The organism is Vibrio sp. THAF64 (genome assembly GCF_009363455.1).
Lineage (GTDB): Bacteria > Pseudomonadota > Gammaproteobacteria > Enterobacterales > Vibrionaceae > Vibrio > Vibrio coralliilyticus.
In genome coordinates, this window is sequence record NZ_CP045355.1 from 1,948,733 (window position 1) to 1,963,568 (window position 14,836).

At 44.9% G+C, this 14,836-nt stretch carries 13 protein-coding genes; 3 read left to right on the plus strand and 10 right to left on the minus strand.

Translation table 11 applies throughout. The annotated features are described in order from the left end of the window. The first annotated feature begins 127 nt into the window (after positions 1-127). Positions 128-850: a 4'-phosphopantetheinyl transferase gene (locus tag FIU99_RS08885; protein WP_006962384.1), complete on the plus strand. Its 723-nt coding sequence runs from the start codon at positions 128-130 to the stop codon at positions 848-850. Positions 851-887: 37 nt separating this feature from the next. Here the strand turns inward: FIU99_RS08885 and FIU99_RS08890 are convergent, their stop codons facing one another. The 3 genes from FIU99_RS08890 to FIU99_RS08900 all read right to left on the minus strand — a co-directional run bounded on the left by FIU99_RS08890 (position 888) and on the right by FIU99_RS08900 (position 4,337). Then, positions 888-2,024, minus strand: coding sequence for a glycerate kinase (locus tag FIU99_RS08890; protein WP_006962385.1), 1,137 nt, complete (start codon positions 2,022-2,024; stop codon positions 888-890). Positions 2,025-2,145: 121 nt separating this feature from the next. Further along, the gene (locus FIU99_RS08895; RefSeq protein WP_006962386.1) at positions 2,146-3,249 is read right to left on the minus strand and encodes a sugar diacid recognition domain-containing protein; all 1,104 of its coding nucleotides are present in this window, start codon (positions 3,247-3,249) and stop codon (positions 2,146-2,148) included. A gap of 161 nt (positions 3,250-3,410) precedes the next feature. Further along, the gene (locus FIU99_RS08900) at positions 3,411-4,337 is read right to left on the minus strand and encodes a LysR family transcriptional regulator (RefSeq protein WP_006962387.1); all 927 of its coding nucleotides are present in this window, start codon (positions 4,335-4,337) and stop codon (positions 3,411-3,413) included. A 116-nt stretch (positions 4,338-4,453) separates the two neighbouring features. On the opposite strand from FIU99_RS08900, the gene FIU99_RS08905 reads away from it, so the two are divergent. Beyond that, positions 4,454-5,617: an MFS transporter gene (locus FIU99_RS08905; protein WP_039952470.1), complete on the plus strand. Its 1,164-nt coding sequence runs from the start codon at positions 4,454-4,456 to the stop codon at positions 5,615-5,617. Positions 5,618-5,676: 59 nt separating this feature from the next. On the opposite strand, the gene FIU99_RS08910 is transcribed toward FIU99_RS08905, so the two are convergent. The 3 genes from FIU99_RS08910 to FIU99_RS08920 all read right to left on the minus strand — a co-directional run bounded on the left by FIU99_RS08910 (position 5,677) and on the right by FIU99_RS08920 (position 9,149). Further along, complete coding sequence (locus FIU99_RS08910; RefSeq protein WP_006962389.1) at positions 5,677-6,378, minus strand: DUF1028 domain-containing protein; 702 nt, start codon at positions 6,376-6,378, stop codon at positions 5,677-5,679. Positions 6,379-6,400: 22 nt separating this feature from the next. Next, on the minus strand, positions 6,401-7,792 hold the full coding sequence (locus FIU99_RS08915; RefSeq protein ID WP_006962390.1) for a YfcC family protein: 1,392 nt from the start codon (positions 7,790-7,792) through the stop codon (positions 6,401-6,403). A 94-nt stretch (positions 7,793-7,886) separates the two neighbouring features. Next, positions 7,887-9,149: a M20 family metallo-hydrolase gene (locus FIU99_RS08920; protein WP_065739989.1), complete on the minus strand. Its 1,263-nt coding sequence runs from the start codon at positions 9,147-9,149 to the stop codon at positions 7,887-7,889. 231 nt (positions 9,150-9,380) lie between these two features. On the opposite strand from FIU99_RS08920, the gene FIU99_RS08925 reads away from it, so the two are divergent. Then, positions 9,381-10,127 carry a FadR/GntR family transcriptional regulator gene (locus FIU99_RS08925; RefSeq protein ID WP_039952622.1) on the plus strand — a complete coding sequence of 249 codons (747 nt, stop codon included), beginning with the start codon at positions 9,381-9,383 and terminating at the stop codon, positions 10,125-10,127. 81 nt (positions 10,128-10,208) lie between these two features. On the opposite strand, the gene FIU99_RS08930 is transcribed toward FIU99_RS08925, so the two are convergent. From FIU99_RS08930 to FIU99_RS08945, 4 genes are all read right to left on the minus strand, one after another. Beyond that, entirely contained in the window at positions 10,209-11,120 is a 912-nt protein-coding gene (locus FIU99_RS08930) for a VirK/YbjX family protein (protein ID WP_152472190.1), read from the minus strand. A gap of 87 nt (positions 11,121-11,207) precedes the next feature. Further along, the gene (ompV, locus tag FIU99_RS08935; protein ID WP_006962397.1) at positions 11,208-11,984 is read right to left on the minus strand and encodes an outer membrane protein OmpV; all 777 of its coding nucleotides are present in this window, start codon (positions 11,982-11,984) and stop codon (positions 11,208-11,210) included. An 82-nt stretch (positions 11,985-12,066) separates the two neighbouring features. Beyond that, positions 12,067-13,374: an ATP-binding protein gene (locus FIU99_RS08940; RefSeq protein ID WP_152472191.1), complete on the minus strand. Its 1,308-nt coding sequence runs from the start codon at positions 13,372-13,374 to the stop codon at positions 12,067-12,069. A gap of 22 nt (positions 13,375-13,396) precedes the next feature. Next, positions 13,397-14,113 (minus strand): response regulator, encoded by a 717-nt coding sequence (locus FIU99_RS08945; RefSeq protein ID WP_006962401.1) that lies wholly within the window; start codon positions 14,111-14,113, stop codon positions 13,397-13,399. Positions 14,114-14,836 lie beyond the last annotated feature (723 nt).

Below are 14,836 nucleotides of genomic sequence, written 5' to 3' on the forward strand. Positions count from 1 at the left end.
GTGGAAGTTATATAACAGTAAATATATAAATGCAAACCATTTTCATTTGCAATTATATACACAATTGTTAAGGTATTTGGTTGATATATAAGGCCTGGGCATAGGTTAAGAGCGGTAGATTTAAGAAATGAACACGCTGACTGAAAGTACTAAAAATAAACAAAACTGGCTTCAAGGGCTTCCAAACCTGCCATTCACTGTTAATCAAACGGAACTGGTGGTTTGCATCGTGTCATACGATAAGTCACTGTTCCCTAAGTCACTTTATCCGAGAAAAGAGCTACCCTATTCCATACAGAAGGCGCACTTTTCACGTCAGGCTGAATTTGTCGCAGGTCGCTCTGCGGCTCACAATGCTCTTGCTCTCCTTGGAGAATCTCATCAAATAGGCATAAATTTAGATCGTTCTCCCAATTTCCCACCTCACCTTAGCGGCTCAATTTCTCACTGTGAAAACTACGCGGTTGCAGTGGTCGAGAGGAAAGAAAAGCTGGCAGATCATCATATCGGTGTCGACATCCAACGTCTCCTTTCAGGTCAGGAAGTAAAAGATACTCACGCTTTTATCGCTAGAGAAGAGGAGATAGATCTGCTTGCTCAAACAGGTCTGAGCCGAAATGAAGCGGTCACTTTATTGTTTTCAGCGAAAGAATCACTCTACAAAGCTATCTACCCTCAAGTTCAGGAGATCCTTGAGTTCGATGTCGTTCGTTTAGTGAAAAGTGGTAAAAATAGTTTAAGGTTCGAATCGAACCATTATCTGACTTCGAAAGGAATTTCTAGGACTTTGGAGAGTCACTATGCATGGTTTCAACAGTGTGTGATTTGTCTATCTAAAGTGGCAGCATAATGACGGCAGTGCTAATCACTGCCGTATTCGCTGAAACCTAGTGACTTATCTGATAAGTCCGAGCCACGTTTTCCGCAACGTTTGCTAGATTGCTTGCGGCTTCATCAAATGCTTCTTGCAGCGACATTGGCCTAGGTAAACAGGCATAGACAGCATCAATACCGTGCTCATAGACTGCTTGGAAATTATCTCCAGTACAACCCGCAATCGCAATAACAGGAAGATTAAGTTGCTTAGCCAGTTTTGATACGCCTACGGGAGTTTTGCCATGAACCGTTTGGTCATCAATTTTGCCTTCACCAGTGATCACTAAATTCGCGCCTATCAGTTTCGATTCTAGCTCAACCGTATCCAGAACAATCTCTATACCCGGCTTTAACACTGCATTAGCGTAACCAAGTAAAGCCGCACCCATTCCACCAGCTGCACCGGCACCAGCCGCAGTAAGCACATCAACGCCAGCATTTTTTTCTGTTACTTGGCCAAAAATCTCTAGAGATTTATCCAGCAGGGCCACATCTTGCTCAGTTGCCCCTTTTTGTGGTCCAAAGACAGCGGATGCACCTTTATCACCACAAAGAGGGTTATCTACATCACACGCGACGACCACTTCACATTGCTTTAGTCGCGGATCCAGCTTGGAAGTATCAACACTTTCTAGGTTTGCTAGACTTGCACCGCCAACAGGCACAAACTCTTCGCCTGTTTTATCTAAGAAAGTAACACCTAATGCGGCAAGCATCCCAGCGCCAGCGTCATTAGTCGCGCTGCCCCCCAACCCAACAATCAGCTTGGTTACACCTTGATTTAATGCGTGCTTAATCAGCTCACCAGTTCCGAAGCTGGTTGTAATCTTAGGGTCTCGTTTTTCTGCTGGGACTAGGTGTAAACCACTTGCTTCAGCCATTTCGATCACAGCGGTTTTGTTGTCACCCAAAACGCCATAAAAAGCTTGCACTGGTTGACCTAATGGTCCTGTTACCTCAGTGAATACTTTTTGTCCTGAAGTGGCGTCAATTAAAGACTGAACCGTCCCTTCACCACCATCTGCCACTGGCACTTTTAAAAACTCAGCATCAGGCCATACTCTTTCCAACCCCGCCTGGATTGATTGAGCGACTTCTATTGCGGACAAACTTTCTTTGAATGAGTCTGGAGCGATAACAATCTTCATACTGGCCTATTCCTTTCCACTGATGACTGTAGACATTATGGAACAAAACAAGAACCGTATCATTGTGCAAATTAACAAAATAATAGCTAAATAAAACCTAATTACGGTAAATATGCACAACTCAACTAAGCTTACCAAGCTGAATCGCCAGATAAAGCTGCGCCATATGAGAGAAATCTGTTGTCTCAAATCCTGTAATTTCAGTGATCTTGTCCAAACGGTATTTCAGAGTATTTCGGTGAATAAACAGTTTGGATGCCGTCTCATTTGCGCTGCCATTTGCATCAAAGTAGGCCTCCAAGGTCGCGATAAGCTGGCCTGATTTATCATGCTCGACCAAGGTCGCTGTCATTTGTGACAGTTGCTCCCCCTGCCAAGTACCATGTAATGGTGCTAACAAAACAGGCAGTTGATAATCATCGAGAAGGTACACTGTATTCTTCGGACGTGCCGCCTTCCCTATTTTCATTACCTGAAGCGCCGAATTGTAAGCGGTTTGCCATTCCTCAAGACGGTGGGCAAATTTTCCCGTGGAAACCTTTAGATTTCGACATGGTGTCTGCTCTAGCCAGTGAAGCCACTCATTGACGCTATCTGCACTCAAGGGCTGTTCTGTCGGAACAAAAATGACTAAATGGCGTGCTGACAAATGAGCACAAAGGTGATGACCCGGTTTTTGGTAAAGACGTTCTGTGAGTGTTGCTGTGGAGCTATCTTGAGTAGGCATCTCTACCAGCAACAGCTCCCACGAATCACTCGGATTCACTGAGATTTGTTCAGCACCATCTCGCATTTCGGAGGGAGACAAGCGCCCTGTTAAACAAGCTAAGATGAACTCATCTCTGTATCGTCTATCACGTTGAACTTTTTCTAATAAGTCGGCTTGGTCGATGATAAGTTCAGCCGTCATTGCCACAAGTTCAGCTACACCACGAATCTCATTAGGCTCACCAGTGATGCCAACCACACCTAAAATGGCATTTTTATGTTTGAGCAGAAGGTTAACACCGGGTTTGACGCCAGAAAGCAGTTTGCAGTCTTCTGAGGTCACTTCAACTGAAGTCTTTCTGCTTAATGCCAACAATGCCCCGTCGTGTGTCTGACCAATACGCGAGCTTTCTCCACTTGCGACCACAAGACCTGCATTGTTCATCACGTTAATGTTGTAGCCAATAATCGGCATTGTGCGATCAACAATTCGTTGAGCGAGTTGAGCATCTAGCATGATCGTCCCTGAACTATTTGATTTCTTATACTTTAGAGAGTCTGACAGATCTCTAACCTTGCTCCTACAAGATTTTCATTGTTTTGCACAAAAGTGACAAACGAGCCTTATTGATACTACTTATGAGAGTGAGCGAGTAGAACGGTATCCGCACCGTCCCCTCACCTTGCAGCCGTGGCAAATGCGTCAATCAGATGCTTCAAAAACAGTGTGAGACGTTTAGGCTGATATTTACGATCGCGGTACACCGCATAAAGCTCAGAATCATTGTTCGAAGAAAATGGTTTAAAGTCGACGCGAAAATCCGGCAGTAGGATTTGCAGTGTGCCAGCCTTAACATCAGCCTCAACATCTAATCGAGACTTAAGTGCGATACCCACACCTTGCTTTGCCCAATGCCGAATCACCTCACCATCATCTGAACAACGAAAGCTCAGCACCTGATGCGATGATGTCTCATCAGACTCCTTGTGCTGGAAGTACCAAAGCTTCATTTCCTGTTCATTTCTCAGCAAAGATAAACATTGGTGTGAGCGAAGTTGTTCAGGATCGTTTGGCAAGCCGTGATTATCAATATAAGCAGGAGATGCGACTAAAACACGCTCACTTACGGCTAGCCTTTTGGCAATCATGCCGCTATCTGGAGGAGAACCATAACGTATCTGGAGATCAATGTTGCTTTCCGACCAGCTCGATAGGTTGTCATGCAATAGCAAGTGAGGCACAACTTTGGGATACTGCTGCTGAAAAGTATCGATAGCTGGCATCACAAACTGCTTACCAATATCTTTAGGGGCTGAAATTCGAATTTGCCCTTCTATCTGAACAGCAGTGTTATGCAGTTTTGCTTCCGCTTCACGGACACTTTCTAATATCTGCAGACAAGACTCATAATAATTGAGACCGGAATCTGTTAGCGCAATATGCCGCGTACTGCGGTTGAGAAGCTTCACTCCGTACCTCTCTTCAAGCGCTTGAAGCCTTGATGTCACACTCGCTGGCGACAGACCAAGTTCCCTGCCTGCACTTGCCAACCCCTGATGCTTGACGATCAGAGTGAACAATTCCATATCCGCTAGTTTGTTCATTGTTCCTCACCAGCATTATTCAGAAATAGTGAATTATAAATTCAATTCTCACTCAATTATCAAAAATGAGCAAATACATAAAATGGAATCATCAATTTCATTACCGAGATACATTTATGACGAATCAGAAAATGCCATTGCAGGTTTGGATACTCACTCTCTCTGCATTTGCTATCGGCACCGCAGAGTTTGTAATTGCCGGGATACTCACCCAAGTTTCCGGCTCTATGGGAATCACCGAAGGACAAGCAGGTTATCTTATCAGCGCCTACGCTCTTGCTATCGTGTTCGGCGGACCGATTCTTACTATCTATCTGGCTAAATTTAATAAAAAGCTCGTCTTGCTGTTTTTAATGTTGCTATTCATCGCAGGCAACTTAATTTCTGCATTTGCGCCAAACTATACCGTATTGATGGTGAGCAGAGTCATTACTGGATTGGTACAAGGGCCTTTTTACGGCATAGGTTCCGTTGTCGCAACTAGCCTGGTGGCAGAAAAAATGGCAGGTCGTGCTGTAGGTCAAATGTTCGCAGGTTTAACACTCGCGAATGTGCTTGGCGTTCCCGGAGGTACGTGGATAGGGCTTGAGCTTGGCTGGCACACAACGTTTATTACGGTTTCAATACTCGGCATTGTTGCATTCTTGGCCATTTTTATGTTCATCAAGTCCGATCACGCTCATTCTCAGTCTGATGTGAAAGACCAGATCATGGCCTTTAAGAACCCGATGCTACTGATCAGCCTTTCTATTACTGTACTTGCATGGTCAGGTTTCATGACCTTTTACGGCTATATCGCCCCTATTGCTCAGCATGTCGCTGGTTACTCTTCACATGCCGTTACTTGGATTCTGGTCGTTGTCGGCTTTGGTCTGATTGTCGGGAACCACCTTGGCGGCCGCTCATCAGATAAAGATTTAGCAAAGGCGTCACTTTGGTGGTCTGTTGCCATGGTTCTATCACTAATCGTTGTTGGTCTGGTATCAGAGAATCAATGGCTGTTCGTTGTCGCAAGTTTTATTTTCGGCATTGCTTCTTTCGCCAATGTGCCAGCAATGCAACTGCGAGTCATGAAGCACGGCGGTAAAGGACAGGAACTAGCGGCAACAGCAAATATCTCCGCTTTTAACTTAGCTAACGCGTTTGGAGGCTTTATCGGTGGGACGATTTTGGATAGCCAACTGGGAGCAAGTATGATTCCTTACGCAGCCATTGTTGTCCCTCTTGTAGGTGTATTGCTGATTAATGCAGCAAACAGACGGGAAACAGCGCTTCAATAAATGAGAGAGCCAAGCGGCAGGTTACCGCTTGGCCCTCTTTGCCTTCATAACCTAAGTAGTTACTGATTTGGCAAGTTGTTGAGAAACTCTTGAAACTCAGCGCCCCGAACATGACGCAACACCTTTCGCAGTGCTTCAATTAAGTCTCCATCCGCCCAATCAACTCGAATATCAACGGGCGCCTTCGTCATACTCTCTACTCTTAATGACGCAGAAAATGTTCCTCGCTTATCCCCGCCAGCTTGTAACGCCTTCTCTAATGCGGAGATCAAGGTTTCAGGCAGTTGGTCTTCATAATCATGACGATATTTGGGAACGCCGCCTGCCTTAACTGACTCCACGTTAATGGCTACTTGCTCTAAGAAGCTGTCAGCAAGGGCCGCCAGAACAGAGTTACTCTCCAGCATATTTCCGGCAACGGCTAACGTTGGAAAGGCAATGGACCCTGTCACTGGAACATTGTCGTTACCATGGATAAAAGCACTGTTACCATTTTTATCCATCACCAGACACTGACGCTTTGAAAACTCAGCATCCCCCGCTTTCAGAGCATCGACTGTCTCTGCAGCACTCATGCCTTCGGTTAAACACTTTCGAGCCAGATCTGCATACCATGGGTTAGTGAACAAGCCTTGGGTGGCGCAACCACCTAGATTGCGCCAGCTATGATTAACATAGCCTCCGACAGCAACACCACCTGTTGCTGTTATTGATGCAGATAACCCCGTTTTAGGGTTTACATGTATAAGTGAAATCGTCATAAATTCTCTGCAGTAAAAAGGCTTAATAGCCCACCATTTGACCTATAAACAGGACAACCCAACACAATGCGTACACAAACACCATGAAAGGTAAGATCGCTTTTAACCATTGCTCATAAGAGACACGGCCAAGAGCTAACATCGCAAGTGTTCCACCAGAAGTTGGCACGATGAGATTCGTTAAACCGTCACCCACCTGGAAAGCGGTAATCATTAACTGACGGCTCATTCCGACCAGATCCGCAACAGGAATGAGAATTGGCATTGTCACCATTGCCTGACCTGAGCCAGAAGGAACAAACAAGTTGATCACACCTTGAACAACACTGGCAACAATTGCCGAGATCGCAATTGGCATATCTTTGATCAGTGAGCTCAACGCATGAACGATAGTGTCGATGATTTGTGCTTGATCTAAAATCACCTGAATGGAAGCAGCAACACCAATCACTAACGCACCAGCGGTGACACCTGAAGCGCCTTCCATCATCTGTTTGACAATAGCGTTGGCATTCAGGCCGTTGACTGCACCAATCACGATGGCCATCAACAAAAATAGACCTGCGATTTCATTGATGTACCAGCCATTAACGAACACGCCATAAAGCATCACACCCAAGCCCGCAAGGAAAACGCAAAGCGTCAGTTTGTCTTTTTTTCCTAAACGGTAATCAGATAGATCTTTGCTTAATCCCTCCGACGATTCTGGCTCTTTAAACTCCATCTTGGTCACTCGAGCGCAGATATAGTAAGACAAAAGCGCTAGTGAAGAGAGCACCATGACAACACGCAGCCAAGCCCCCGAAAATGTTGGCAGTTCAGCAATACCTTGAGCGACACCTACTGTATATGGGTTAATCGGAGACAAGGCGAAGCCCACGCCAATACCACCGACAGCCATCACCGTACCCACTAAACTCGAATACCCGACAGCAGCAGAAATCAGAACGGCAACAGGGACAAGCGCAATGTTGTTTTCAAACCCTACCGCAACACCGAAGAAACCATAAATGAACGTCCCGATGGTAATGATCATGTTGCGTTTCTTCACGCCAGCGCGGTTGACTGCAACCCCAATCGCGTTCTCTAGTGCACCGGTTCGTTGCAATATGTGGAACAAACCACCAGCAATAAAGACGATGAACAAATAAGGCGCAGCACTGATCAAACCTTTGGGGATAGCAACGAAAACATCAAAGAAGTGAACCGAAGGAACGTCTTTCAAATAGGTAAACGAATCCGCCACCACGGACGTTTTACCATTACTGACAATACGTTCAAACTGACCCGCTGGTACAATAAAGGTCAACAAATAGGTTGCGACCAAAATCATAAAAATTAGAACCATCGGGTCTGGAATGTTTTGATACCATCGCCTCTTTTGAGCGGTTTCCATGTTGTTTGTCATGTCCATAACAAAATATCTCCTTAGTATAGGGATAAACGCTGCTAGATAAGAGCGTTCTTGCTTGCAAGCAAAGCCAAATCAACGACTATGGCTGATGTTTTCACTTGCCAATATCTGGTTGTTGCTTCATTAACAGACAGAAGTGATTAAGAACTTCCGCCGCTGCGACTAAATCTTCTTGCAATATGGCTTCTTCAGGATGGTGACTGATTCCATCAGTACAACGCAGGAATAGCATAGCGATATCAGTAAGCTTGCTCACAGCCAATCCATCGTGGCCTGCGCCGCTGTATATATGCTTAGGTTCAATTCCAGCCAATTGCACTGCTTCACTTAACGTGGCTGAAAGTGAATCTGCACACTTCACCGCTGACTGTTCATAGGTTTGCTCATGCTGGTATGCGAGATTGTATTGGCGCATCAAAGATTCAATGTTTGATAACATCTCTTCTCTTGCTGCGATACGCGAGGCGTCGTTTGGTGACCGCAGCTCAATTGTAAGATCCGTTTGTTGGGGAATCACATTCACGCCATTTGGATAGTTGGCAATTTTGCCTACAACACCCACCAAGTCCTCTTCGCGCTTACATAGTTGATCAAACATATGAATCACTTGAGACGCTCCCACCAGCGCATCTTGGCGCATGTGCATAGGAACGGTACCAGCGTGACTCGCCTTACCCACTATCGACAAGGTATGACGCTCGATACCTGTCATCGCCGTAACAACACCTACAGGCAAATTAGCCTGCTCTAGCTGCGGCCCCTGCTCTATATGCAGCTCAACAAAACCAAGAACACTGTTCTCATCGTAAGCATCTTCACTGATCAACTCCGGCTGGCAGCCAAATGAGATCAGCGCTTCTCGCATGCTCACTCCATCAGCGTCTTTCGCATCAAGCATTTGAGGATCAAAGGTGCCAGATATCGCTTTGGAGCCAAGCAATGTGGACTGAAAACGAGTCCCTTCCTCATCACTGAATGCTATGACATCAATATGAAAGGGGAACTCAATTTGGTTTTGATGAAAGTAGTTCACCAATGCAATAGGCAGAATAACGCCAAGAATACCGTCGTATTTGCCTCCATTTGGAACCGTATCTTGATGCGAACCAAACATAAGCGTTTTGGCATCTGGATTTGAACTTGGGTAACGTCCGATCAAGTTGGCGGCATTGTCCATATGTACATTCATCCCAGAAGCCGTCATCCAATCTCGAAGTTTTCGATTGGCACCCGCATGCTGCAGAGTGGCACATAGTCGAGTCACACCTTCTTTATCGGGATTACTTGTTTGGCTGCATTGAGCAATAGACTCAAGCCATTCCCAAGCAAGGTCAGCTGTTTGTTTAAAATTCTTCATTTTTCGCTCTACTTTTGACCATATCTCACTTTAATTTATCATGATAAATAGCAAATAAAATACATTTATCATGATAAATTACATTTTTGTGAGTACGATAAGATCATTAATCGGATAGTTTCATAACGAAACTTAGGGGCGATTTAGTCCAGTATTTCGATAGAAAACAGATGACTTTCGGCAGAAATGCTTCAAAATTTGTGAGAAATGATAAAGTGCAGCGAGGTTAAAGTGGTAAGCAGCGCGAAAGGACGAAGAACGCAACAATTAGCGGAGTCCATAAAGGATTGGATTGTGGAGCAAGCACTCCAACCAGGAGACCGCCTTCCAAACGAAGCAGAAGTCATGGAGACCTTTGAAGCGTCAAAGAGCACCGTTCGAGAAAGTATGCGTATCCTTGAGGCACAAGGCATTCTTGCAACCAAAACAGGCCCCAAAGGTGGCGTTTTCGTCAGTGAAATGTCTGAGAGCAAAGCTCAGTCATTGATGAGCAACTATTTGTTCTTTAAAGATATATCTATTTCGGATCTATACCAGCTACGTCTATCACTTGAACCGGAAATCGCTGCGTCACTCTCGGGTAAGCTAAACGAGTCACAACTGAACGCCCTCGATAAGCAAATCGACAAATATCAGAAGCCTCCCGAAGATGTTTATCAAGAGAGAGAGCACCACATCGCTTCCATTGAATTCCATAGCCTCCTTGCAAGCTACTCAGACAATGAACTGCTCAAGTTTATTGTCCGCTTTACTGCGCAAATGCTGACAAAACTCACCATATACCGGAAATTGTATGAAGCAGGGAATCATAAATTATGGCATACCGGAATTGAAAGCCAGCGTTCGCTAGTCGATGCGTTACGCTCCGGGGATGCAGTGAAAGCAAAACAGGTAATGCAACAACACATGTTGACCGCACATCAACTAATGGTTCAACAAGAAGCCGAAGTGGCCAATCGATTTATTTCAGAAAGATGAGCACTCACATAGTGCTCATTGCAATTAATTTGACTCAAAGTTGTGTGGATAAAATGCTCGCGACGCGTCTACGCTACGTAACTAGGAAGCCAGCTCGCTAAGGCGCTGTTGAATGTTCGTATGCGTCTCTTCGAGCCAGGCATAGCGTTTAGTGTAAAGGCGCCTCTTCGTTTTCTTTAATGAGCTAGGATCCTTACGCGCAGTGCTAAGAGGCAACTGATACAAATATTTGGATACCTCTACGCCGCCATATTCAGACCACAGTTCAGAGTAATTGTACGTAATACTAGAGCGCTTAGACCCTGTATACCTGAGCGCTTGGTAAATATGACCTCGGTTCGTCACGCCATACACAGCCTCAACACCCCACTCACGAGCAAGCATCAAAAGCACTTCTAGCATAAGGGCTTTTGGGCGAAGTCCATGCATTCCACGCGTCAGGTGTTTAATGATTTCACCACGGTCAATGATGTGCTCACCTGGCCCTTGTAAGGCACCAATGTGGATTTCGCGTTTTGGCGAAGATGAAATATTGAAGGCTAAAGTGAATAAGTCCTGTTTGTTCTCATCGACCAACTTCAAAGCCAAAGACCCTTCCCTTTCAGGACCCGCACACAACTTGAGTCTGCAATCCTGAATATCCATCAAGCACCAACCTTCTTCAGAATAAAAGTCGAGGAATGCGCGTCCGTACATTTGGTGTAGCGTCTGAAAGTGCTCATAGATTTTTGCAGCCCTTTGTTGAGGGCGCCACTTTAGACAAACGAATGGTTTTAGGGGCTTTTCAAACATCCTTGGGTTTGTCTCTTTGATCGGACGAAACTCCGGCTGATCAAACAACTGCTGCATTTGTTTCAACACATTAGGTTTGAACATTGACCACAAACAAAAACGGGCGTTATAGCGAAGCTTTTTCACCCCACGGATATCTGGGTAAACACTCTCAGCAACGCGAGGGAGGGATTTAACAAAATGGAAGTAGTTGGCAGACATAGATTCACTAACACTCAAACGCAGCGGTTAAAAATAGAAGGAGGAAAGCCTGACGGTCAGTCAGGCCTTAGGAGATAGTCGCTAAGATCAGAAGCGGTATGCGACGGTCGCGCCAACGGTCCACTGGTTTGCGCTATCAACAATTGGGGAGTCCGCAATGTTGTCGCCAAGACGAGTGTAAGCCGTCGTCTGGGTAAGTTCCCAACTGTCATTAATTGGAAGGATAAGCTTGTAGCCTAAGTTGTAAGACACATCACCGCTTCCCTTGTACGCCTTGCGTGCTTGAGTCGCTTCTTTGTCTTTTACGCCAAAGTAGTAGTCCACGTAATCTTTGCTTTGATAAGTCAAACCAGCAAATGGGACTAAGTCCATGCTGCCAACACTCATTGGCAAGAAGTAAGTTACACCCGCTAGGTAGCCATCGTAAGTATCGGTAACATCATGCTGAGCGTAAGTAGAAATGGTGCCTTGAGATAAGTGGAAGTCAGCGTTGATACCAAGGTCCAGGCTCGCTTTACGCTTGTCCATACCTTTCAGGAAATCTGAAGTGTCATGGTCATACATCAAGCCAGAGGAACCCAAGTAGGCACTCATGTTGAACATATCACCAGTATTACCAAGGAATCGGTAGTTGATCCCTTGCAGGCTCGCATTGAAATCTTCGCCTTGGTAACCAAAGTTACCAAGAAGCGTCGCGTTATGCTTCTGATCCTTGTAGAGATCGCTTACGCCTGCTCCACCTAGTTCAGCAATCCAGCTATTTTCTTTGGTATAGATGTTACCGTTTCGAATGTATGTATCACCGGCGGCATGTGCCGCTGTTGCCGCTACTAAAGTTGAAACTAGAATCGTTAGCTTTTTCATCGTTTTGTCCTTGTGTTAACTTGTTATGAACACTGTACAAAACGATTCATCCTGACAATATCTTTACTTTGTCACGCCTTTGTCACCGTTTGTCAGACTCATCTGACATACGTGGGATTTGTAGAGTAAATTTAGCTCCACCAAGTAAACTTGCACCCACTTCGGCACGTCCACCATGACGTTCAACGATCAATTTGACAATCGCTAGTCCTAATCCAAAGCCAGTATTGGCTTTGTTCCTAGAGGGGTCTGCACTATAGAAAGGGTCAAAGATAAAGTTCCAGTGATCGGTTGGGATTCCCGGTCCATCATCTTCAACAGTAAATAGGATGGTTTCATTTTCTAACTTCGCCGAAAGCTGGATTTTCTCATCCGCATAGCGCAACGCGTTAGAAAGCAGGTTATTGATTGCCCGCTTGAGCAGTGCGCTGTCTGCCTCGACAAACAAATTATCTTGAATCTCTAACGATACCAAGTTCAATTTAGTTTCAGGCAATTTGTTCGTCAGTCCGTGCATAAACGGGGCGAGCTCAATTATTTCAATGTTAAGCGCTGAGTCTGGGCGCTCTACCTTGGCGAAATAGAGAAGCTCATCGACCATTTGCTCCATCTCTTCCGTATCTTCAATGATGCTGGCGATTTTATCGTGCTGATCCTTAGTTAGGCTCTCATCCTGGAGCATTTCAGCCTGCCATTGAATGCGGAAAACGGGAGTTCTTAAATCGTGGGCAACGGAGTTGGTAAGTGAGCGGTTACTGGTAATAAGATCGGAAATCTTATCGGCCATGTAGTTAAAACTATCATTGAGAGAGCCTACACGATGTCTACTGCCCGTTGGCGCTCTAGAGTTGAAATCACCTTGCGCGAATTTCATGGTAACCTCTTCAAGAGTACGAACTCGCCTGCTTAAGAACCAAATAAGTCCCGAGGTGTAGATAAAGAAACCGCCCAGAATAAATCCCCAGAGAATATCGTCATCAAACTCTATAGCTTTGCGAAGGTCAGACTCGACGTCAGGTTGAACTCGGTAGATGGTGTCTGGTGACGATAACATGAACCAGAAATCACGCTCGTCGTCATAAAATGTGAATGGGTGAATACGATCATTGGTGAAGTAGTTTTTCACTTCATCTGGCACATCTGAACTCGGAAAAGCCGTCAATGTTTTCGCAGTATTGGCGATAAACTCATTCAGAACTATCAAAGCTTGATCTTTACCTTGATGGTCTGAAATTGTCATTAGGACGTCCCTGAATGCGGCGCCCTCTAAGTCTTCTAGAACATAGTCATAGTCTGTATTAAGTTGATAAATAATGATTTCATACGCCACCAGACTCAGGGTGAACAACACCAACAACCCGAAAAATGCCTCAATGTAGATTCGGCGCATACATCATTATCCTCAAAAATTTTTACCAACTATCTGGTACGAACAAATAACCTTTACCTCTGACAGTGATGATGCGTTTAGGTGTCGCGGAATTGTCACCCAGTTTTTTTCTCAAACTGACCACTTTGTTGTCGATCGTACGATCCAAACCATCGTATTCGATACCTCTCAACGTTTGGGTCAGAAAGTCGCGCGATAACACTTCATCCGGAGTGCTAGCCAGTATCCAAAGCAGATCAAAATCGCTGTCAGACATGCTGACCTGAGCACCATCAAGAACACACACTTTGCGCGCTTGATTCAGGCTTAGTTGGCCGTATGTCAGAGTATTCACTGGTTTGGAATCTACCTCAGCAGACTGTTCCCCAACTGGGCCTCGCCTTAATAGCATCCGCATGCGAGCGAGTAATACGCGTGGTTTTATCGGTTTGCTGACAAAATCATCGGCACCAATTTCAAGTGCCGCAACATGGTCAAAATCATCATCACTTGCCGTCAACATTAAGACTTTACCGGAGTATTTCGCTCGAATCTGTCTACAAATTGTCAGGCCATCCATTCCCGGCAGCATCAGATCAAGTAAAAGTAGATCCGGCTGTTGCTCAACAATAGCATCAACAGCACTGCTACCGTCTTCGAAAGTAGTGACTTCAAAATCTTGTTTAACGAAGTATTCTTCCAGCATTGAGCGAAGCTTTACGTCGTCTTCAACAATAAATAAGGATTGCAAAGAGCTCATCGACTATATAACCAGAGTTCTGAATTTGAGATTGAGTAATATTAGCTTAAAGCTATAAGGATTACCGTAACAAAGATGAGCCCAATAGATTTATTTTGAACACAGTTCAATTATGAGACGAGAGTTATCCTTAATGAGCTGACAGAGCTACAGGGAAGAAACCCAGTCCATTAAACCACCGCTATTTAGATCATCAAAAATATTTAGAAATATAAATCATCCTTAATAACTAACGTGAAGCGGATTAACACGTTAAGTTCGAGGTGCGGAGTGACGAATTTTGGCTCTATTACGGCGTCTTGTAGCTTATCGTTACTCCATTTCCCTACAGAGCTAGTTTGGACATCTAGACGTGATTAGCTGTGTGCTTTGGGGTGACTCTTCTCACCCCACTTTTTTCTCAATCGCATTCCTTTAGAAATGCATGTCGACAAAAGCACTTCATTTGGAAAGCGGCTCTTCACAATACCTGCTTTTATGTTTTTATCTTAGTTTGGTTATTGATGACGAAATGCGATTGTTCGCTGCTGGAGCAAAATTAGGTTCGGTTTCTTATTGGTTGCCATCTTTATTAAAGAAGTATCCGCTTCACCAGTAGTAGAGCAATCTGATTTATCACTGATGCGAGGCAACACACTTTTTAGTCAAGGCTGCAGCTAAATTATTGGAGAGGTTTTTCTGGGTACTTATGGTAAGGGAATCGAAAAGGAATGTAAGCCCTAG

What these genes read in the sequence shown, in the direction of transcription:
- FIU99_RS08885 (WP_006962384.1), top strand. Translation starts at nt 128, where the DNA reads ATGAACACGCTGACTGAAAGTACTAAAAATAAACAAAACTGGCTTCAA.
- FIU99_RS08890 (WP_006962385.1), bottom strand. Translation starts at nt 2,024, where the DNA reads ATGAAGATTGTTATCGCTCCAGACTCATTCAAAGAAAGTTTGTCCGCA.
- FIU99_RS08895 (WP_006962386.1), bottom strand. Translation starts at nt 3,249, where the DNA reads ATGCTAGATGCTCAACTCGCTCAACGAATTGTTGATCGCACAATGCCG.
- FIU99_RS08900 (WP_006962387.1), bottom strand. Translation starts at nt 4,337, where the DNA reads ATGAACAAACTAGCGGATATGGAATTGTTCACTCTGATCGTCAAGCAT.
- FIU99_RS08905 (WP_039952470.1), top strand. Translation starts at nt 4,454, where the DNA reads ATGACGAATCAGAAAATGCCATTGCAGGTTTGGATACTCACTCTCTCT.
- FIU99_RS08910 (WP_006962389.1), bottom strand. Translation starts at nt 6,378, where the DNA reads ATGACGATTTCACTTATACATGTAAACCCTAAAACGGGGTTATCTGCA.
- FIU99_RS08915 (WP_006962390.1), bottom strand. Translation starts at nt 7,792, where the DNA reads ATGGACATGACAAACAACATGGAAACCGCTCAAAAGAGGCGATGGTAT.
- FIU99_RS08920 (WP_065739989.1), bottom strand. Translation starts at nt 9,149, where the DNA reads ATGAAGAATTTTAAACAAACAGCTGACCTTGCTTGGGAATGGCTTGAG.
- FIU99_RS08930 (WP_152472190.1), bottom strand. Translation starts at nt 11,120, where the DNA reads ATGTCTGCCAACTACTTCCATTTTGTTAAATCCCTCCCTCGCGTTGCT.
- ompV (WP_006962397.1), bottom strand. Translation starts at nt 11,984, where the DNA reads ATGAAAAAGCTAACGATTCTAGTTTCAACTTTAGTAGCGGCAACAGCG.
- FIU99_RS08940 (WP_152472191.1), bottom strand. Translation starts at nt 13,374, where the DNA reads ATGCGCCGAATCTACATTGAGGCATTTTTCGGGTTGTTGGTGTTGTTC.
- FIU99_RS08945 (WP_006962401.1), bottom strand. Translation starts at nt 14,113, where the DNA reads ATGAGCTCTTTGCAATCCTTATTTATTGTTGAAGACGACGTAAAGCTT.